17 protein-coding genes, 1 riboswitch and 1 other annotated feature are annotated in these 20,229 nt (G+C 44.2%); all 17 genes read right to left on the reverse strand.

The genetic code is table 11. From position 1 onward, the window contains the following. Positions 1–14: 14 nt before the first annotated feature. Positions 15–2,780 (reverse strand): isoleucine--tRNA ligase, encoded by a 2,766-nt coding sequence (ileS, locus tag KXD37_RS11675; protein WP_188323719.1) that lies wholly within the window; start codon positions 2,778–2,780, stop codon positions 15–17. A 51-nt stretch (positions 2,781–2,831) separates the two neighbouring features. Next, positions 2,832–3,059: a binding site (T-box leader), on the reverse strand. 62 nt (positions 3,060–3,121) lie between these two features. After that, positions 3,122–3,616, reverse strand: coding sequence for a septum site-determining protein DivIVA (divIVA, locus tag KXD37_RS11680; RefSeq protein WP_010334179.1), 495 nt, complete (start codon positions 3,614–3,616; stop codon positions 3,122–3,124). Between the two features lie 94 nt (positions 3,617–3,710). After that, positions 3,711–4,484 carry an RNA-binding protein gene (locus KXD37_RS11685; protein WP_095713801.1) on the reverse strand — a complete coding sequence of 258 codons (774 nt, stop codon included), beginning with the start codon at positions 4,482–4,484 and terminating at the stop codon, positions 3,711–3,713. 61 nt (positions 4,485–4,545) lie between these two features. Next, a complete protein-coding gene (locus KXD37_RS11690) occupies positions 4,546–4,818 on the reverse strand; it encodes a YggT family protein (RefSeq protein ID WP_003221463.1) in 273 nt (90 codons plus the stop codon). Positions 4,819–4,824: 6 nt separating this feature from the next. Next, on the reverse strand, positions 4,825–5,277 hold the full coding sequence (gene sepF, locus KXD37_RS11695) for a cell division protein SepF (RefSeq protein ID WP_024121333.1): 453 nt from the start codon (positions 5,275–5,277) through the stop codon (positions 4,825–4,827). After that, positions 5,274–5,966: a YggS family pyridoxal phosphate-dependent enzyme gene (locus tag KXD37_RS11700; RefSeq protein WP_024121332.1), complete on the reverse strand. Its 693-nt coding sequence runs from the start codon at positions 5,964–5,966 to the stop codon at positions 5,274–5,276. The genes sepF and KXD37_RS11700 overlap by 4 nt, the downstream gene beginning before the upstream one ends. 6 nt (positions 5,967–5,972) lie before the next feature. Further along, on the reverse strand, positions 5,973–6,809 hold the full coding sequence (pgeF, locus tag KXD37_RS11705) for a peptidoglycan editing factor PgeF (RefSeq protein WP_095713799.1): 837 nt from the start codon (positions 6,807–6,809) through the stop codon (positions 5,973–5,975). Positions 6,810–6,970: 161 nt separating this feature from the next. Continuing rightward, positions 6,971–7,216: a YlmC/YmxH family sporulation protein gene (locus KXD37_RS11710; protein WP_010334173.1), complete on the reverse strand. Its 246-nt coding sequence runs from the start codon at positions 7,214–7,216 to the stop codon at positions 6,971–6,973. Between the two features lie 83 nt (positions 7,217–7,299). Further along, a complete protein-coding gene (locus tag KXD37_RS11715; RefSeq protein WP_263463536.1) occupies positions 7,300–8,580 on the reverse strand; it encodes an acetylornithine deacetylase in 1,281 nt (426 codons plus the stop codon). Between the two features lie 90 nt (positions 8,581–8,670). Next, positions 8,671–8,773: riboswitch (TPP riboswitch) on the reverse strand. A gap of 8 nt (positions 8,774–8,781) precedes the next feature. Then, entirely contained in the window at positions 8,782–9,576 is a 795-nt protein-coding gene (locus KXD37_RS11720) for an ABC transporter ATP-binding protein (RefSeq protein WP_106020661.1), read from the reverse strand. A gap of 156 nt (positions 9,577–9,732) precedes the next feature. Next, complete coding sequence (gene sigG / locus KXD37_RS11725; protein WP_010334169.1) at positions 9,733–10,515, reverse strand: RNA polymerase sporulation sigma factor SigG; 783 nt, start codon at positions 10,513–10,515, stop codon at positions 9,733–9,735. A 139-nt stretch (positions 10,516–10,654) separates the two neighbouring features. Next, positions 10,655–11,374, reverse strand: coding sequence for an RNA polymerase sporulation sigma factor SigE (gene sigE, locus KXD37_RS11730; RefSeq protein ID WP_024121327.1), 720 nt, complete (start codon positions 11,372–11,374; stop codon positions 10,655–10,657). Positions 11,375–11,436: 62 nt separating this feature from the next. After that, positions 11,437–12,366, reverse strand: coding sequence for a sigma-E processing peptidase SpoIIGA (gene spoIIGA, locus KXD37_RS11735; RefSeq protein WP_263463542.1), 930 nt, complete (start codon positions 12,364–12,366; stop codon positions 11,437–11,439). A gap of 194 nt (positions 12,367–12,560) precedes the next feature. After that, positions 12,561–16,868 carry a S8 family peptidase gene (locus tag KXD37_RS11740; RefSeq protein WP_263463537.1) on the reverse strand — a complete coding sequence of 1,436 codons (4,308 nt, stop codon included), beginning with the start codon at positions 16,866–16,868 and terminating at the stop codon, positions 12,561–12,563. A gap of 307 nt (positions 16,869–17,175) precedes the next feature. After that, positions 17,176–18,324 (reverse strand): cell division protein FtsZ, encoded by a 1,149-nt coding sequence (ftsZ, locus tag KXD37_RS11745; RefSeq protein WP_024121324.1) that lies wholly within the window; start codon positions 18,322–18,324, stop codon positions 17,176–17,178. A 35-nt stretch (positions 18,325–18,359) separates the two neighbouring features. Beyond that, positions 18,360–19,682, reverse strand: coding sequence for a cell division protein FtsA (ftsA, locus tag KXD37_RS11750; protein ID WP_103671379.1), 1,323 nt, complete (start codon positions 19,680–19,682; stop codon positions 18,360–18,362). A gap of 174 nt (positions 19,683–19,856) precedes the next feature. Beyond that, positions 19,857–20,222: a small basic family protein gene (locus KXD37_RS11755; RefSeq protein WP_010334164.1), complete on the reverse strand. Its 366-nt coding sequence runs from the start codon at positions 20,220–20,222 to the stop codon at positions 19,857–19,859. Between the last annotated feature and the right edge of the window lie 7 nt (positions 20,223–20,229).

Below are 20,229 nucleotides of genomic sequence, written 5' to 3' on the forward strand. Positions count from 1 at the left end.
CCGGGCTCTTTTCATTAGTTCTGATAATACTTTTCAACGATTTCAGCGTTGCGCAGTGACAATGTAGGATATTTCGGGTTCGCACCTACATCTTTAGAAATCACACGGGATCTCTCACACATTTCACCTTCAGCTTTCTCGACAGCGATTTTCCCCGTCTCAAAGCTTTGCGCATCGTTTGGCGCTTCATTTTCTTCGCTGATGGTTAATTCAGAAACAATAAACAGCTGAGAAAGATTTTCTTTAATAGAAGCTAATAGCTCTTTGTTTTCTTTATTCGGATACAATTTCAGGCTTGCTTCCAATGATTTACCAATGATTTTTTCATTTCGCGCTGTTTCTAACGCTTTTAGCACATCATCACGAAGAGACATAAAACGGTCAAACTTATCTTCTGTCGCTTCGCTGTTTGGAACCGCAATCGTTTCCGGCATGTCTGTCAGCTGAACGCTCTGCTCGTCAACGAATGTTAAGTGAGACCATAATTCGTCAGCGGTATGAGGCAGAATCGGTGCTGTAAGCTTCACTAACGCAAGCAGCGTTTCGTAGAATACAGTCTGCATGCTGCGTCTATCCGGATGATCCGCATGCTCAATGTATACAATATCCTTAGCGAAATCCAGATAGAATGAGCTTAATTCAATTGTACAGAAATTATGGATGCTGTGATACACAACCGCAAATTCGTACTCGTCATACGCTTTTTTCACTTTATCAATCAGTTTGTTTAGCTTAATCAGCATGTACTGATCGACTTCACGAAGATCTTCAACAGCCACCGCATTTGTTTTTGGATCAAAATCGAACAGGTTGCCGTGAAGGAAACGGAACGTGTTGCGGATTTTACGGTATACTTCAGCAACCTGCTTCAGAATCGCATCAGACACGCGAACATCCGCCTGGTAGTCAACAGAAGACACCCATAATCTCAAAATGTCGGCGCCAAGCTGTTTCATGACTTTTGCTGGAACGACGACGTTACCGATGGATTTACTCATTTTGCGTCCTTCTCCATCCAGTGCAAACCCATGGCTGAGCACACCTTTATATGGCGCTTTTCCTGTTACGGCTACTGCTGTTGATAGAGATGAGTTAAACCAGCCCCGGTATTGGTCAGAGCCTTCAAGGTATAAATCAGCCGGCCGAACGAGATCCTCGCGTTCTTCAAGCACCGCTTGGTGGGAAGAACCAGAATCAAACCAAACATCCATGATGTCCTGTTCTTTTGTAAAAGTGCCGTTCGGGCTTCCAGGATGCGTAAAGCCTTCCGGAAGAAGATCCTTCGCTTCTTTTTCAAACCAAATGTTTGAGCCATGTTGTCTAAACAATTCTGAAACGTGCTCAATCGTTTCATCTGTGATGATTGGCTCGCCGTTTTCAGCATAAAATACCGGAATCGGCACACCCCATGCACGCTGTCTGGAAATACACCAGTCTCCGCGGTCACGAACCATGTTGTGCAAACGCTGCTCGCCCCATTCAGGAACCCATTTGGTTTCTTTAATGGCATCCAGCAGGTCTGATCTGAAATCTTTAATAGACGCAAACCATTGCGCAGTTGCTCTGAAAATGGTTGGTTTCTTTGTTCTCCAATCGTGCGGATAGGAGTGTGTAATGAATTCAAGCTTCACGAGTGCGCCTTTTTCTTCGAGCTGCTGTGTGATCACTTTGTTTGCATCATCATAGAACATACCTTCAAAGCCAGGAGCTTCGCTTGTCATCACACCTTTTTCATCAACCGGACAAAGGACGTCTAAGCCGTATTTTTGGCCAATGATAAAGTCATCTTCCCCATGTCCCGGTGCTGTATGAACACAGCCTGTTCCGGCGTCAGTTGTCACGTGATCGCCAAGCATAACGAGTGAATCTCTGCCGTATAGCGGATGTTCAGCGATAATATTTTCGAGATCTTTCCCTTTGATCGTTCTTGTCACTTCATACTGCTCAAAGCCGCATGCAGAAGCTACAGCTTCAACCAGTGCACTTGCTACAACAAAGCGATCATCACCGACTGCAATCACGCTGTATTCCAGATCAGGATGAACTGAAATGCCGAGGTTTGCAGGAATCGTCCAAGGCGTTGTTGTCCAAATGATGATGCGCTCGCCATTTTCAAGCACGCCTTTTCCGTCTTTTACGCCAAAAGCAACGTAAATAGATGCTGAGCGTTTGTCTTGATATTCGATTTCCGCTTCAGCTAAAGCAGACTCACTTGAAGGTGACCAGTTAACCGGTTTAAGGCCTTTATAAATATAGCCTCGTTTTGCCATTTCACCGAAAACGCGGATTTGCTGCGCTTCATATTCCGGTTTCAGTGTCACATATGGATTTTCCCAGTCGCCGCGGACTCCAAGACGCTTGAATTGCTCACGCTGACCCTCAATTTGCTTCCATGCATATTCTTCGCATAGCTTGCGGAATTCAGCTACTGACATTTCTTTGCGGTTCACTTTTTTGTTTTTTGTAAGAGCTGTTTCAATCGGCAACCCGTGTGTATCCCAGCCCGGTACATACGGTGCGTTGTACCCGCTCATTGATTTGTAGCGGACGATGAAGTCCTTTAAAATTTTGTTAAGCGCGTGGCCCATGTGGATATCGCCGTTTGCGTACGGAGGTCCGTCATGTAAAACAAATTTAGGGCGGTCTTTCGTCCGTTCCTGTACTAGACTGTAGATATCCTGCTCCTCCCATTTCTTTTGCATGTCAGGCTCACGGTTTGGCAAGTTGCCTCGCATCGGAAAATCTGTTTTCGGCATTAAGAGCGTGTCTTTGTAATCCATTTTCATTCCTCCACCAATTTTTTCAGAAAATAAAAAAAGCCCTCTCATCCCATAAGGGACGAGAAAGCTTATCTCGCGGTACCACCCTTTTAGAAAAAGCCAGGCTTACGCTTTTTCCTCTCGAGCATCGTAACGTGATGAACGTCCTAACCTACTGTGAGTTCAGAAAGGAAACTTAAGGGCTGATCTACATGATTCCGGCCATCCCGGACTTTCACCATCTCCGGGTCGCTATGAAGGCATGATGGAAACATGACTGTCCCTTTCAACCGTCTTTTCATCTGAATTTATGAACGTATTATATTCGACAAGCTAAGAAAATGTCAAGGTAATCAGAGAATTTATTCCTTTTCCTCAAACACAGCGTCGACTTCATACTCAAGCAAATGATCCCAATCATCATTTTTCAGAAGATCAAGCTGCGCTTCAATCAGCATTTGGAAACGTGTTCTGAACACTTTAGACTGTTTTTTCAGCTCTTCGATTTCCATTGCGATTTTTCTTGATTTCGATAAAGATTCGTTGATGATGCGATCAGCGTTTTTCTCCGCTTCCCGAACAATCAGCTTTGCTTCCTTTTGAGAATTGCGCTTTACGTCCTCAGCTGCTTCTTGGGCAACCAGAATGGATTTATTCAGCGTTTCTTCAATGTTGGCAAAGTGTCCGATTCTTTCATCGAGCTCATTGACTTTCGCTTCAAGCTCTGTTTTTTTACGGAGAACAATTTCGTAATCTTTTCTGACTTGACTCAGAAATTCATTTACCTCGTCTTCATCATATCCGCGAAAACTTTTTGTAAACGTCTTGTTGTGAATATCATTCGGCGTTAATGGCATGATGCCACCTCCATTTTTTACATTTCAGTACGGTTATCTAGTTCACATTATAAAACAAATTTCGCACAGATGGAGAAAAAAACTGAAAAACCGACTATTTTTGTCGTTCAAACGTGACTCTCCACTTGTCTTTTTTGGTTTTCCCTTCGATTTTTGTCAGGCTGCAGCGGCCAAAGCCCCTGATAGAGAGCATATCCCCTTCAGCAACCTGGTAAGAAGGGTCTTCAACAACCTTCCAGTTCACTTTTACGAGACCGTTTTTCACCAGCGTTTGTGATTTCTGGCGTGATTGCCTGCTCATAGAGGCGCAGACCGCGTCAAGCCTTAAAGAAGAAACGGTGTCATCTCTTATTTCGACATCTCGTGCAGGAATTTCAAGGTCTGACAAGTCAATTTTCTCAAGCTTGACTGCAGCTTTTCCGGCTTGGGTAAGCTGAGCCGCAACAAAATCGGCTGTATCAGCTGAGACAATGATTTGCACCGCCGTCTCTGAAAACACTAAATCGCCAAACTTTTGCCGCTTCAGACCGATTCCCATTAACGAACCAAGGAGAGACCGGTGATCAACCGTCACAAATTTTTCAGCATAGCGAACGTCAAACGCCTGAAGCTCAAAATCCGATTCTTCCGGCGTAATGTACTCAGGATATAAAATGGCCCGTTTTCGCTCCGCTCTGTCATAGCCGCCGGAAAAAGCCAGTCCTACATCTGCCTGTCCCGTGACCGCAGCGAGAATGACCTGCTCCCGGGGATCTAAAAAGTCGGTCAGCTTCATCCGGTACTGTTCCTGGACAATTCTTTTCCATTCGAGCGCCTGATCGATAAAGGCACGCTCTTCTTTTCTGAAGTGCTGATAAATATCGCTCATCGTCTTTCCCTTCTATGTAAAGAGGCTTGGCTGCTGCCAAGCCCCCTATCAAACTGTCACCTTAAAACGCAATCATGCGATAAAGCCCCCACAAGCCGGTTGTTGCAAACCGCAGCACAAGAATGGCTACGATTGGCGAGATATCCAGCATTGCAATTGGAGGGATGATTTTTCTGAATGGCTCGAGATATGGTTCACAGATCGACGCTAAAAACCGTCCGACTGCTGTTTCCCTCGTACTCGGCACCCATGACATAAAAATATATATGATCAGGGCAAATGAGTATATTGTAATTAATAAGCTTAAAACCGAAAAAACTTGATAAAGGATCATCTCGCTTTACCACCTCTGATCGTCTTCAGATATGAGCTCAGAAATTGTGCCTGAAACATCTACGTTGTCAGGCGTGCATAGGAAAATATCTGAACCGATTCTTTGGATATCGCCGCCAATGGCATAAACGGTGCCGCTTAAAAAGTCAACAATCCGTTTCGCCTGGTCATGCTGTATCCGCTGAAGATTGACGACAACTGCCCGCCTGTTCTTCAGATGGTCGGCTATTTCCTGCGCCTCCGCATAAACGCGCGGCTCACTCAACACCACTTTAGAGGATTTCTGAACACTTTGCAAGCTTACTACATTCTGTTTGGCTGCTGGTTTACCGGCATTATAAGCAGGTTTTTCTTTTTGTTCCTGTTCTTCATGAGAATCCCGCTCAGTTTCAATATATTCGTATTCGTATTCTTCTTCATCCATTGAGAAAAAGTTTTTCAGTTTATTTTTCATACTCATTGCTGTACACCCCCTGTTTCATTTCCGACTAACGATGAGCCGATTCTAATATAAGTAGCCCCTTCTTCAATCGCGATTTCAAAATCATTTGACATGCCCATCGACAGTTCTGTACATGGAGCGTTCGGCTGTTTCAGCTCTTGAACCTGATCACGAAGTTCTCTAAGCGTTCGGAAACAGCTTCTAATCTCATCTTGGTCATCAGTCAGTGGAGCCATTGTCATCAGTCCGGCCACAACAATGTTGTCAAAGCCGGAAAGCTCCTGTATGAATGGTATCACTTCTTCTTTATTCATGCCGTGTTTAGAGGGCTCAAGCGAGGTATTGACCTGCACAAAGCATTGGACAGCACCTTCAGCCCGTTTTTCAATTTCTTTCGCTAATGAAAGCCGGTCCAGGGAATGAATATAGGAAACTGAATTGACGACAGCTTTTACTTTTCTTGATTGAAGGCTGCCGATAAAATGCCATTCCGGATTTCCTTTAATGATTTCCTGTTTGCGAAGCAGTTCGGCGTCCCGGTTCTCTCCGAGGCACGTGATGCCCGCATCGACCGCCTCCTGTGCTCTTTCAGGCGACACATATTTTGTGACTGCAATAACCGTAACTTCATCGGATCTGCGGCCCGATCTGTTACATGCTTCGTTTATTCGTTCGTTTATATGTCGTAAATGATCAACAACACGCAAGATCTTTTATGCCTCCTTCATTCCGATAAAGGACATCATCCGTCCTGTTTTCCCCTGATCTCGCCGATGGGAAAAGAAAAGTGACGGCTCACTTTCCGTACATAAACCGCTGACAGAAATCTGCTCATTTGCCAAACCGCTGTCAATCAGTATGAGTCGGTTCAGCTCTTTCAGGTCAAGCTGATACTGCCCCTGCCCCGTCTGATTCACGGCGCGATCTGCTGAAAACGGCAATGCGCGGACAGCATTCATCACACGGTCATCTACCGTATAGCACGCACCGCAGATAGACGGTCCGACAACAGCGTATATATCAGAAAGCTTCGAGCCCTCCTGTTCGGTCCATTGCTTCACCATTTCTCTGCCAATCTGTTTGACCGTGCCTTTCCATCCGGCATGAGCGATCCCGACAAGCGATTTCACCGGATCGAAAAAGAATAGGGGCACACAATCAGCAAAGCATAATGCCAAAAATACATTTTTATCATTTGTATAGAGCCCGTCTGTTGCTTTAAAAGCTGAGTGATACTCACGGGCGCCTTTTCCCCTATCCCTCTGCGTCACTTTTTGGACGCGATTGTCGTGTGTCTGGTCAGCAAATACCCAAGACTGCAAATCAATATTAAACATATCGGCTATATATTCACGATTTTTAACCACATCTGCATCTTTGTCATGAACGTGCAATCCTGTATTTAACGACTCAAAAGGTTTTTGACTGACACCGCCGTTTTTCGTAGTAAATCCGGCAATGACTTCTGCATCGTTTTGATTCGTTTGTTTCCAGTCTTGTATCATGAGTGTCGAGGGGGTGGTGAGACTGAATGGGTGATATGTATTCATGATGATCCAACCTTTCGACAAACATTTATAAGGCGTAATTTCCCACTTATTTTACCACATCTTTCTGCATTCGTTTAGCGCCGATTTACATATTTCATAAATGAAATGTGCCGGAAGAGTTCAGACTTCCGGCATTTGACAATCAGCAGCAAAAAAGCAGGTTAAGCGTGGGATTCACTTAATCGGACTAAAATGACATCTTCTCCGATTTTAACTATATTTCGCCAAGGAATGACCATTTCCTCTTCCTTTCCAAAAAAACCGAGAACTTTTCCATTTCCCCCTAGTATAATCGCCTGAATTTTTCCTGTAGTGACATTGATATCAATATCGCCGATGCTCCCCAATTTTTTTCCGTTAGAGACATTGACGACATCTTTCACCTGAAATTCTGAAATGCTGATCATTCCCATCACGTCCTTTTTCGGTCCTTTTTTCTAGTATATGAACGGGCGGGCTGAACCTTGTCAGCAAGGAGAAATTTTCATGATCATTGTTCTTTTTTACGGCTGCACCATCTAAGGATGAATGTGAGCATGATTTTCGTATAATCTACGAGCTGCTCAATCGATACCTCCTCATTAACGGAATGAGCATTATATAAATTGCCAGGTCCGTAGATCACGCTTGGGATACCGGCATTATAAAGCCATCCGCCATCGGTTACGGTCTGAGAGACGTCAACGACCGGGCGTTCGCGTTTGATTTCCTCGTGTGACGCTGTAAGGGCTAAAACGCCAGGATGAGCCGGATCAATTTCCAAGGCCGGAAAAATTTCTCCTCTTTCCTCAATCATTGAAGAGCCTCCCCATTTAAAGACAGGACGGTTTTCCCTCAGCCAAATATCACTGTCACTCAGCCGGTTGATGTAATCTTCTATTTCCGCTGCCACTTGTTCATGCGTTTCATTCGGGTAAAAATGGACTGTGATCCACAGCCGGCACTCATCCGCTATAAAGGCCGCATGTCTGCCTCCTTCTATAACAGCGGGATTAATTGTGTTTGTACCGGGTGCAAAGCCGGGATAACGTTTCATAATGGCCCAATGGCGCTCAAGCTCACCGAGTCCAGAAATGATTTTTGCCATTTTTTCGATCGCGCTCGCCCCGAATGTTCCTCCGCCAGCGTGGATCATATTGCGTCTTGTTCCATCGTGAAACGTTTGACTGCTTTTGATTTCGATCCAGCCTGTAATCACTCCGCCTTGACCTTGAATATGCATATTGCTCGTATCCGCCACAACTGCAAAGTCTGCGTGATAGCCCTTTTTGCAGCATTCAAGCGTGCCGGCCTCTCCGACCTCCTCCCCGATGACCGATTGCAGAATCAAATCGCCCGGGAGCTCAACGCCCGCTTCACGAATCAGCTTTAAAGCAAACAGCACACAGGCCATTCCGCCTTTCATATCTGAAGCGCCCCGGCCGATTAAGAAACCGTTTTTCTCACTGGGACAAAATGGGTCATGCACCCAGTCCTCGCCCTCTTTTACCTCTGCCACATCGACATGCCCATTGATGATTAAACTTTGATAGGCTGCTGAATTTGTTCCCTTTAAAACACCCACAACATTGGGATCTCCTGGATAAACGTCCCATTTGTCGATGGAAAACCCCCGTTCAAGCAAAAACTGTGCAATCCATGTTTGGATGCTGTCTGTATTTCTCGCAGGCGGCGCCGGTGTTTTAAAAGAAATCAGCGTTTTCGCAAGCTCAATGAGCTCGTCTTTTTGTTCTTCCGCTTTTTTCAGTAAAGATTCTACTTGATCAATCATGTTATCCGCTCCTATTTTTAATAGAAAAAAGCCGTTTCATATTCATGAAACGGCTTAATAAAGAAAGCAGAGTGCAAGCTGCTGCATTCTCCGCTTTTTTCACCGCTTCCCTCCGCTGGTATGATCCAGATCAGGTCAATAAGGGTTGAGACAAGCGTCTCTCTCAGCTTCGAAAGCACCCCCAGGATGAATCGTATGTTGTTATGCATTTGTCACCGGCTCAGCTCTTGTTAAAAACGGACGATCCTGATTCCATAATACACGGATCGGCGTATCAAAAAAAGAAGAAAATGATTCGTCTGTCAGCATGTCTTTCATTTGTCCTGACCTAAAGACTTCTCCCTTTTTTAACAAGAGGGCTTTATCAAAAATCGGCAAAATTTCTTCCGCATGATGCGTAACATAAAGAATAGACGGCGCATTTTCCCTGCTTGCAATGTGCGTAATCGTATCTAACAGTTTTTCCCGGGCAATAAAATCAAGTCCTGTAACTGGTTCGTCCAGTATAAGCAGCTCCGGATCAGCCATTAGCGCTCTTGCGATTAAAGCTCTTTGTTTCTCTCCTTGAGAAAGAGTTTCGTAGCGGCGGTCGGCATAATCAATGGCTCCTAAGTCCTCGAGCAGGGCAATCGCTTTTTCTCTGATTTCCGCACTTGGTGTTTCATACAAGCCAATCGAAGCATATGCCCCGCTCAGAGCAATTTCAAAAGCTGAATCTGCCGGATACAATTTTTGCTGAAGACCCGCTGAGACAAGGCCGATTTTTCGTCTGAGTTTATCTCCCAGCTCCGTTTTTCCGAATACATGACCAAGCACCTGCATCTCGCCTGCTGTCGGAAAATAGTAAGAGCATAACATATTTAACAGCGCGGTCTTCCCAGCTCCGTTTAATCCGTAAAGCACCCAATTCTCCTTTTCTTCTACTTTCCAATGAATATTCTTTAGTATCCATTTTCCATTCCGTTTTAGTGAGACATTGTCAAGCTGCAAAATCATTGTGGTCCTCCTCTTTCCAAGCCGAATAATTATTTTAATTTTCACAAAACTGTGTACGGACTAGGATACCTTACTTTTTCGAAAACGTAAACCGCTCGTTTCCAAATAGAAAAGCCTTTAAAACAGAAATTGTTTTAAAGGCTTTCGGCGTGCATGCTATTGATGAATATTCTTATTCATTTGTTTGATTGCTGCCTTTTCCAGTCTGGACACCTGTGCCTGGGAAATGCCGATTTCTTCAGCTACTTCCATTTGCGTTTTTCCTTGGAAGAACCGTTTTCTTAAAATCATTTTTTCCCTCTCGTTCAGTCTTCTCATGCCCTCTTTCAAAGCCAGCTCTTCAATCCATTGTGTATCTTTGTTGCGTTCATCACTGATTTGATCCATGACATAAATCGGATCTCCGCCGTCATTGTAGATCGGTTCAAAAAGAGATACCGGATCTTGAATGGCGTCGAGTGCGAACACGATTTCTTCGTGCGGTACTTCAAGAACTTTGGCGATATCCTCTGCCGTCGGCTCCTTGCTTGTCTCACTGATTAACCGCTCTCTTACCTGAAGTGCCTTATATGCGATATCCCTGAGTGATCTCGAGACACGTATCGGGTTATTATCGCGCAAATACCTGCGGATTTCTCCGATAATCATAGGTACAGCGTATGTTGAAAACTTAACATTGTGGCTTAGATCAAAATTATCAATGGATTTCATTAGTCCGATACAGCCGACTTGAAATAAGTCATCAACATACTCCCCTCTGTTATTAAATCTTTGAATGACACTTAAGACAAGACGCAAGTTCCCGTTTACAAGCTTTTCTCTGGCTGAATCATCACCTTCGTCCTGCAATTGCCTAAACAGCTTTCTCATTTCTTCATTCTTGAGTACGGGTAATTTGGAGGTATCCACCCCGCAGATTTCGACTTTATTTCTCGACACTTTTTTCCCTCCCTACAGGAGCTGCTGTACAACGTTAAGTATCTCCTCGGGTGGGAAAAATATGCACTGCACTCAAACCGAAAAATAGTCATAATTGGGAAATCCTTGTAGAATCAAGGGATTAACCCGCAAAAATTTTTTACACCATTTTGTTGAATTCTTTTCGCAATCTTTTAATGATTCTTTTTTCCAGACGGGAAATATAGGATTGGGAAATCCCCATCATATCCGCAACATCCTTTTGGGTCTTTTCCTCTTCGCCGACGAGCCCAAAACGCAGTTCCATGATTTGTTTCTCCCTCTCATTTAACTGTTCGAGCGCTTTTTTTAGAAGCTTTTTATCTACATTTGCTTCAATGTCCTTTGTGATGATGTCGTCATCCGTGCCCAGCACATCAGAAAGCAGAAGCTCATTGCCGTCCCAATCAATATTAAGCGGTTCATCAAAAGAAACTTCTGAACGGATTTTGTTGTTTCTCCTTAAATACATCAGGATTTCATTCTCGATACAGCGAGAGGCATATGTAGCCAGCTTGATTTTCTTTTCCGGATTGAAGGTATTCACAGCTTTGATTAATCCAATGGTGCCGATGCTGATTAAATCTTCAATATTAATTCCCGTGTTTTCAAATTTCCGTGCGATATAGACGACAAGCCGCAGGTTGCGTTCGATCAAAATAGCGCGGGCCGCCTGGTCGCCGCTTGGGAGCTTCATTAATAGAACCTGCTCCTCGTCTTTTGATAATGGCGGCGGCAAAGCTTCACTCCCTCCTATGTAATACACTTCATCGCTTTTTAAGCCCAGTTTCATCAGCAGCTTATACCAGAGGTGCGTCAACCGCAATTTAAGTTTTTTCATCTTCCTCTCCCTTCTAAATGTCACGTCTTATGAGTATGATAAGTAACGGACATTTGCGAACATTAGGATACGTGCTTAATGGCCTTTCCGGACAGCATTTTCGGATGAATAATCGCGTCAAAATCTCCATCTGCCGACAGCTTTGACGTGCTGATGCCGATTAAGCATTTATCCGCGGAAATCATTTCATCTTTTGTCATAATCGTTACATGATCCGGTTTGATACATAATAAAAATTGATGCTGCTGGCCTACTCCCCGATATGGGATCAGCCTCATTTTATCTAAAAAACGAAACGAATCATCAAGCTGTTCAATCGCTTCCATCGGGTCTGCATTTCGGATAATCACCGTTTCAGCCTCTCCGAAAATTGGTTCAAGCTTATCAATGTGAAGAATCATGACCGGCGTTTTTGTGAGCGGATCATACAGCTGGTTGCCGGAATCCACCAGGCCTCTTGCGTGCAGTGTTTGGCCGCCCAGGTCCGCCTGTACCCTGACTCGTTCCTCATATTGAATGTTTTTTGTTTCAATATCTTCGATTCTTCCTTTGGAAAAAAACCATAATGCGGGAAAGCCAGCCACGATAAACATCCAGCTGATCGGGTCGCCAAATCCGGTTTGATTGGTGATCATGACACCGTTTCTGACAATAGAGTTTGACTGCAGCAATGAATGTGCTCCGATGATTCCCCCTCCCATTAGAAAAGTAGCAAAATAAAAGGAAAACAAATTTTGAAAGAAATAGCGAAACCGCTTAAAACCGAATGTCACGAGCACAATGACAACCGAAAAAGCGAGCTTTCCGGCCGGGTTCTCAACGATCGGCGAGAAAGGAGTAAACATCAAAAGGACAATACTTGACCCGATAAACGCGCCGCCTATCAATCTTCTTTTTTTCACATGGCGTTTCAAAATAAAAGCCGTCAGTAAAAGCAACAGTGCGTCAAAACAAAAGTTTAACAGCCAAATGACATCTAAATAGATTTTCACACCTGACCCCTTTCTTTCTTGCATCACGCTGTTCCCCTTCTTGTTTCATAAGTATAAAGCAAGCTCTGTGGGAAAGTCTGTCAATTAATGTTGAGAGGCCCATACAATTTTTCAGGGATAACTGCTTAATTTGTCGAGGGAATAAATGAGAGTATATAGAAAAAAAGCTGCCAAGAGCGGCAGCTTTCTTACACTTACTTTTCAGTATTGATATAAAGTTTTCCATTCGCTGTTTTTCTGGTTTCATTGCCGTAACCGTCTCGAACGATAACCTCTACTTTAGCTCCGTTTGCTTTAATAGAAGAAGTTGCTGTCCAGTAGCCTTCATATCGTCCCGGAGAAATTTCTCTTAACGGCAGCTCGGTAGCGTTTTGTACATTCGCTCTTGCATTTGTGAGCGGCAGGCGAATGACAAACGTTGCATCTGCACCTTTCGCGCTTGAAAAAGCGATTTTGACCGATTCACCGGCTTTTAAGGTTTTGTCCTCACCAGGAATCAGTCCGGTAATGACTGGCTGGTCAAAATTCACATCGACGACAGCTTTTTTCGTCGTTTTGTTGCCTGCTAAGTCAGTGGCTGTCACCTTTACTTCGTTGCTTCCGTTTTCCAAAAGGATACGGGCAGAGTAGGAACCGTCTGTGACCGTTGCTTTTTTGCCATTAACCTTTACTTCTTTCAAGTTGTCATCTGAAACAGTGCCTTTAACAGTCAGCGCTTCTTTATTGATTTTCTCGCCATCCTTTGGATTGTCGAGCGTCAGTTCAGGCTTGTCTTGATCAAGTGTGACCGTGACAGGACTTGAAGCATCTGTCGTTCCGGAGTCTGTTGATGCAGCCGCTGTCAGCTTGTTTTCCCCTTTGCTGAGTGAAACTCCTGCCTCGAACGTGCCATCTTCGGCAGTTTTCGTTTCCCCTGCTTCTTTATCACCATTATAAAGGGTTACAGTCGTCCCCGGAGATGCCTTTCCTTTTACCGTGACGTTCTCCTTATTGGTGTATGCTTTATCTTCAGGAGAAGTAATGACAGGTACGGCAGCTTCATAATCGACTAACGCGCGAATCATATAGTTGCCGTCTTCTTTATCTCCTTTTTGCCATGTTCCGTTAACATACTGCCAGTTGCGATCTGAGTACTGCCCGGTTTCATCCATTGCCAAGCCTGGTGAATATGGATCGGGTTTTGACTGGATATATACAAGATAAAAGTCTTTATCAACCATAATCCCCTTCGAGCTGAGATCGACTTTCGTCCATTCGCCATTACGAAGAGCTTCCGCGTTATATGGTCCCGCAATTTTTTTGCCGGGTGCTCCATCTTTCCCTGTAGCATCGTAAACCTCGACCTTAAACTCTGTGCCGCCAGGATCAGGGAACTCCGTATCCCAGAATCTGAATAGCCCTCCTGTCAGCATGCCTTTTTCCTTGCCGTCAGCAAGTGACATTTTAACCGCCCATCCGTTTCCGGCCGCGAAATAGGAATTTGCATTCTCCGCTGTTCCGTCATCGTATCCGATCTCGCCTGGATAACCGACGAAAGGCTTCAGCACAGTTTCTTTCGTGATATCACCTTTTAAATCAACGGAAAATTCATCACTGTAATAGCCCGGTGCAGCCACTTTAATGGTGTAAGAGCCCTCGTAGGCCTCAAGTGTATATTCTCCTTTGTCGTTTGTAGTTGCCGGTTCAACAGCGGCATCCTCGATAACATAGACGGAAGCGCCTTTTACCGGCTCTCCTGTTGTTTTATTGATGACAGTGCCTTTTAATGTGCCTTTCTTTATTTCTTCTAACGTAAAATTAGCTTGGGTTGTCTGATCTGCCTGCAAAGACACTTTTTGCGTTTTTGATTGATAGCCGTAAGCTTCTGCCATAAGCGTGTAGTCTCCTGCTTTATGCGTCAGCTTGTACTGTCCGGTTGATTGGTCTGAATAGGTTGATTTTCCTGTTTCAACCACACTGACCTGTGCTCTGAGCGGCAATGCTTGCGGCTGCATATCAGCACTATGTTTTGTTTTGGCAGCTGTATTTGTTGATGGCTTAGCCTTTTTTGGATTAACCGCTTTTTTCTTTTGCTTTTCTGCCGGTTTTTGTACGCCCAGCTTATTCTTTTTGGCTGTTTTCCCGGAAGATTTGTCTGAAAGCTGAACATCATCAACGTACCAGCCCTCTTTTGCAATGCTTTCATCAGACTGAAGGTTAAACATCACTCGAATGTTTTGGCCTCTGTATGCGGATAAATTAATTTCTTCGCTGGTCCAGTTTGAAGTCTTTCCGTTATAGACCCCTGCCTGCTCCCAATTCGTTTCGCCTTCCGGTAAAACAAAAACGTAGCCATAATCAAAATCATTTTCCAGGTTGTGCCAGCTTTTAAATTGAAGAAACAGGCCGCCTGAATCAGGCACGTCAATTGGAGGCATAGTGAGATTCATATTCGCTCCATTGGCATAATTTCCAGTCAGGTTTGTCCCATATACTTTTTCTCCTGATGCAGCTGCATTAGGGCCTGATTCCGGAACTCCCCACTCCCAGTTATTATTTGTTCCGCTCGTAAGCCAGCCGCCTAGTTCTGTTTCAAAATCCTGTTTGTATCCAACAGTGATGCTAGGTTTCACGGTTACATCATATATGTCAGACTCTACAACATGGCCGCCAAAATCCTGAATGATCCACTTATAGCTTAATGCGGTCCCCTTTATACTTGGGATTTCCGCCTGGTACGTTCCTTTCAGATGATCTCCGCTGATTCGTTTAGCTTTGACCTCGTTCCATTCGCCATGATCCAGCTTATAGGACAATTTCACGGATGTCACACTCACATTGTCTTCAGCTGTCAAGGTAAGCGGAAGGCTGGCACCTTCATAAGCTTCATGTACTTTCTCATGCTGATAGCCAGGCAGCTCCTCATCTTCCCCATCGACAGAAACTTGCCCTTCTGCTTTTCCTAAACCGTCTGTAACCGCTGATACGGCATCAAAAGCATTCACCAAACCATGACCGTATCCGTTATTCGGAGAGTCAGGGAATGTAGAATCCGTTAATGGCTCAGCCGTGCTTGTCAATATATCCTCCATCTCATCGACAGAAAGTGAGGCGTCTGCCTGCTTCAATAGCGCAGCAACAGCAGAAACATGCGGTCCTGCCATCGACGTGCCATCCCATCCGTCTTCATATGTCTGGCCGGGAACTGAAGACCGGATGTTTACGCCTGGAGCAGAAATTTCCGGCTTTGTTTCATCGTAAGGCGACGGTCCCTGAAGTGAAAAATCGCCAAGCTTTTTGTTAATATCAGTCGCTCCGGTCGCAAACGCTTCCGGATAATTGGCAGGATTCGCAATAGAACCAGGTCCTCCCGGGTTAAAGAGATCAGCATTTCCCGCAGAGAATTCCGGGAAAATGTCGGCCGCCCGCCAGGCATTGACCATATCTCTGTACCATTCATCAAGGCCGGAGCCCCCGCCCCAAGAATTATTGACGACATCCGGAGCCATTTCCGGATGAGGGTTGCCCTCTGCGTCCTTTGGAGCTAAAATCCATTCACCAGCCTCCAAAATGTCAGCGTCTGTCCCGCCATCTTCAGAAAACGCCTTAACAGCAATCCATTTTGCGCCAGGTGCGACACCAATTTGATTCGTGCCATCAGGCTCAGAGCCAACCATTGTACCTGTTACATGAGTGCCGTGATCAAGATCATCGTATGGACTTGACTCGTTCGCTACAGCATCAAACCAGTTCATGTCATGATCAGGCTCATTGGGGCTTTCCGGATGAAACCCGCGATATTTTTCTTTTAATGCAGGGTGTTCCCATTCAACCCCGGTATCAATGGAGGCGACAACCGTACCCGTTCCGTCATAGCCAAGCTCCCAAGCCTTCGGTGCGTCTATTTGGTCTACATTCCATTCTACACCGTCAGTTGCTTTTATCGCTTTTTGTGCTTTTTTCATATTGAATGGGGAAGCGGATGACTTAAAAAGCTGCCGTTTTTCATTCGGAAGCACCTTTTCTACTTCAGGGAACTGCGCCACTTTCTCCATGACTTCTTTTGAAGCATGTACAGCAATTCCATTTACCACATAATAGGAGTGAATATCATCGGCGTTCCCTTTATTTTTCTGGCTGTTTAAATATTTCAAGACGTCTTTCTGAGCTTCATCAGCTGTCACTTTTAACGAAGACACGACGGCCGAACGCTTTTGATATTCCGTTTTAGCAGCGGTCAGCTTTTTAGATTTCGCTTTTTTGACAGCTGATTTTGCTGCTTTTTGGGTATCAGCTTGATCTTTAAATTTGATCAGAAAGGTAGTTTTTTCTTCTTTTTTAAAGCTTTTCTTTAATGAGCTGGAAATCTTGTTTTGAATCGATTCAGAAGATTGAAGCTCCTGTTTTACAGAAGAAGCAGCGCCTTTGCTGCTTGCCCCGGCTGCACCCGGAAACAGCAGTGAACTGACGACAACTGTACTCAAAACAGAACTGATCAGTCTGTTTTTCGTTTGTTTCCTCATTTTTTATCCCCCTTTTTTAAACCACTTTGTAAAAAAATGTCGTCCCTCCTTTAACATTCAATTTGTTTGTCAAAGCTTCGTTGTACGTTAACTGTAGACAATCTCAATTACAGATATTGTCGTTTTCTGTCATCTTATTTCCATATAAATAAAAATGATGATATGGTCATGAAATATCAGTAGGTATAATAGGTTGATTTGTTGTTATGTGTAGGAAGACATAGTGCAAAAGACATAATATATGAATGGAAATGGTTGAGGAAAAAATAAAAAAAGGACAAAATCGAAAACGATTTTGTCCTTTCAATTAGCCGCGTTTATTGCGGTTTCTTAAGAATGTCGGAATATCTAGCGTATCGTCAGCCGGCTGTGAGGTTTGACGGCTGACTGTGTTTTGATGCTGCGGTTCCTCTCGTTTCGGCTCACGTTTTGGAGCACTCTGATTATGTGATTTGATGTTCTGGTTTAATGATGGACGCTGGGGTTTCGTAACATCTTTCTCCTGTTCGATAAAACCAGTGGCAATTACCGTAACCACAATCTCGTCTTTAAGATTTTCGTTAATAACAGAACCGAAAATCATGTTTACATCCTGATCAGATGCAGAAGCGACAATGTCTGCTGCTTCCTGAACTTCATAAAGGCTCAGATTTGTTCCGCCAGTAATGTTCATTAAGACGCCTTGCGCGCCATCAATTGCTGCTTCAAGAAGCGGACTGGAAATGGCTTTTTTCGCAGCTTCTGCAGCACGGTTTTCTCCAGTCGCAATACCAATACCCATTAAAGCAGATCCTTTGTTTGACATGATCGTTTTCACATCAGCAAAGTCTAGGTTAATGAGACCAGGAGTAGCGATCAGGTCAGAAATACCTTGAACCCCCTGACGGAGTACGTTATCAGCTTCACGGAATGCTTCAAGCATCGGCGTGTTTTTATCAACAATTTCAAGAATACGGTCGTTCGGGATCACAATCAGCGTGTCCACCGCTTCTTTCATTGCAGAAATTCCGCCCGCCGCCTGCAGCTGTCTTTTGCGACCTTCGAACGTAAACGGTCTTGTAACGACTCCGACTGTTAATGCTCCTAAATCTTTTGCGATTTGCGCAATAACCGGTGCGGCACCTGTTCCTGTTCCGCCTCCCATACCAGCTGTTACGAATACCATGTCAGCGCCTTTTAGCGCTTCTTCAATCTGCTCCTTGCTTTCCTCTGCGGCTTTTTTCCCGACTTCCGGATTCGCACCTGCTCCCAATCCTCTAGTCAGCTTTGCGCCGATTTGCATTTTCACTTCCGCTTTTGACAGGTTAAGAGCTTGAGCGTCCGTATTTACCGCGATGTACTCTACTCCTTGCACTTCATTCTCAATCATTCGGTTGACCGCGTTGTTACCGCCGCCTCCTACTCCGATTACTTTAATTGATGCTAAGCCGTCTATGTTTGTTTCGAACTCCAACATGCTAAATCCTCCTAATCTGCCGAATGACTATCTATCTATTCCCAAAACATGCTTAATAGTTTTTTCATTTTGCTCTGTTTGTTATGTTCGGCTTGTGTTTTTTGTTTTCCTTTTGGCCGTTGCTGCATCTCATTTTGGTGATGATGCTGCTCTTGTTCCTCTGCTGATGAGACGGCGATTTCCTGTATCGCTTCTTCAGGCATCTTGAAGCCAATTTTTCTGCCTTGAATTCTTGCATTCCGGCAGGCGAATTGAATCATGCCAACTGCCGTCATATACTGAGGATCTCTTACACCGATATAATTCGGGCTCGCCACTCTGACATTGTTTTGCAGCACATCCTGCGCTAGTGACATGATACCAGGCATTGCTGCTTGCCCCCCTGTCAGCACGAAGCCTCCCGGCAGATCGCTAATTCCCATATTGCGAAGTTCGTCTGAAGCAATCTCAAGAATTTCTTCGACTCTTGCTTCAATGATATTCGCTGCTTCCTGCTGTGTAAATGTTTGTTTTTGATTGGTGCCTATAACGGTTACCTCAAATACTTCATCTTCTGAAGCCTCGTTATAGTAGGCATGTCCAAATTGTTTTTTCACACGTTCCGCTTCTTCTGTGGACGTTCTCAATCCGATGGAGATATCTTTGGTGATATTTTCGCCTCCGAGAGGAATGACACGGGTAGAAGTCAGGTGTCCGTTCTGGAACACGGCAATGGTGGTTGACCCTCCGCCTATATCAATGAGAGCCACACCGAGATTTTTCTCATCCTTTGACAAAGCAGCAGAACCGGCTGCCAGCGGCTGTAGACAAATATCAGTTATTTCAACACCGGCTCTTTCAACGCAGCGAAGCAAGTTATGTAATATTGTTTTTGAACCGGTGATCAGTGTGCCCTCTACTTCTAAACGCACACCTAGCATTTTTTTCGGGTCGGTAATTTCATCTCTTCCATCTACGATAAATTGTTTAGGAATGACGTCGACTATCAGCTGTTCATGCGGTATTGAAACAACCTGAGCCGCTTCCATGACGCGGCGGACATCTTCTACTTGAATTTCTTTATTTTCACTGGAAACTGCTACAACACCGTTTGTATCTTGAATATTGATATAATTTCCATTAACGCCGACAATAGCTTTTCTAAGCGGAAAACCTACCATTCTTTCAGCTTGGTCAAACGCTTTTCTTATAGAATGAACGGTCTCATCTATATCAACGATTGAGCCTTTTTTCAACCCTTCAGACGGTACATTTCCCACACCGATAATATTTAGGGAATCATCTGTCATTTCTCCGACGATCACTTTTGTATTGGACGTACCGATGTCAAGACTGACGTAAAGTTCATTGTTGTTCATTCTATGGCACCTCCTCACATTTCGATCATTTCTATTCTATTATTTGCGGAACAACAATACAATGAATGTGGCTTTACAAGTGTGTAACAAAAAATAACAACGGAATATTCCTTATGTGCTTTTCACATTTTATGTTTATTGAAAATATTCGTTATATCCTATGTATATCCTCTTTTATATCACATTTTTTTTATTTTTTTTAGAAAGAGTCCACTTTGTTAGTAGATTTCTTCTTATAACGGCTATATTCTGAAATAACCTGACTCCAAATGCGAATATACCTGCTAAATACAAGTCTACACCAAGATGGACTCCCAGAAAAGCTAAACTTATTGCCAATATAATATTAAAAAAGAAACCGGAAACAAATACCATTTCATCATATGTACCTTGTAAATGCGCCCTGATTCCGCCGATTAGAGTATCAAGTGCAGCAAGCACCGCAAGTGATAAATAATTTGAGTATTCACTCGGTATCGTTAAGTTTGTCATCAATCCGATCGTTATTCCGAGCACGAGTCCAAGCACGGGCAGCCACATGACAATT

The organism is Bacillus sp. XT-2, from assembly GCF_025696525.1.
GTDB lineage: Bacteria > Bacillota > Bacilli > Bacillales > Bacillaceae > Bacillus > Bacillus halotolerans.